2 protein-coding genes are annotated in these 1097 nt (G+C 46.4%); one reads left to right on the top strand and one right to left on the bottom strand.

All coding sequences use genetic code 11. From position 1 onward, the window contains the following. The coding region (locus R8O11_RS25135; protein ID WP_318194599.1) for a vitamin B12 dependent-methionine synthase activation domain-containing protein at positions 1–552 on the top strand (552 nt) is incomplete at its 5' end. 123 nt (positions 553–675) lie between these two features. Here R8O11_RS25135 and R8O11_RS25130 read toward each other — a convergent pair. Continuing rightward, a partial coding sequence (locus R8O11_RS25130; RefSeq protein WP_412035074.1) for an ACT domain-containing protein occupies positions 676–1097 on the bottom strand: 422 nt, incomplete at its 5' end.

The raw sequence follows: 1097 nt of genomic DNA, 5'->3' as shown, positions 1-1097 counted from the left end.
TGCTTGTCGGATTACATCGCGCCAAAAGAATCTGGCAAACAGGATTGGGTTGGTGCGTTTGCAGTAACTGGCGGTATCGGTGAGCGTGAGTTGGCCGATGAGTACAAAGCGCAAGGCGATGACTACAACGCAATCATGATTCAAGCGGTGGCGGATCGTTTAGCCGAAGCTTTTGCTGAATACTTGCATGAGCGTGTCAGGAAAGAAATTTGGGGCTATGCAGCAGATGAAAATCTATCGAATGATGGGCTCATCCGTGAAAAGTACCAAGGGATCCGTCCTGCACCGGGTTACCCAGCTTGTCCTGAGCATACAGAGAAAGGCCCGCTTTGGGAGTTACTGAATGTTGAAGAGAACATCGGTATGTCACTAACAACGAGCTATGCAATGTATCCGGGGGCATCAGTGTCCGGTTGGTACTTCTCACATCCAGACTCTCGCTATTTTGCGATCGCTCAGATCCAAGACGATCAGTTAGAGAGTTATGCTGATCGTAAAGGTTGGGATAGGATCGAAGCTGAAAAATGGTTGGGGCCAAACATTAACGGCTAAATCAAGTGAACAAGCAATAAAAAGGGCTGCCAATGTGCAGCCCTTTAATTTGTCGTTGTTCCCTCAAAAACCACGTTATGCTTTTTGAACCACGGTAGTGGGCACTTGAGGAACAAACCAATATTATTGTTCGAAGAGCTCTGTATGCAGCTTCTGAATGGCTTGCTTCGCCACCGACTCATTCACAAGGAAGCACAGGTTATGAGGGCTTGCTCCATAACAGATCATGCGTAAGTTCAAATCTTCTAGCGTACCAAACACTTGCTTCGCATAGCCTTTACGTTCACTCATCTTGTTACCAATCAAGGCTACCAAACAAAGGTCATGTTCTACTTCGACCTTACACAACTCTTCCAACTCTTCACGTGCTGCTTGAGGAAGTTGTGGTGCGCCTCCTGAGGTATCAGTTTGATCCAGTGTGAGTGACACACTGATTTCTGATGTGGTGATAAGGTCTACCGAAATTTTGTGCTTGGCTAAAATCTCAAATACTTTTGCTAAGAAGCAGTACGCATGGAACATGTTCGCACTACGTAGAGTGACCA

Source organism: Vibrio sp. 1288, from assembly GCF_033344475.1.
This window is presented reverse-complemented; position numbering and strand designations above follow the sequence as displayed.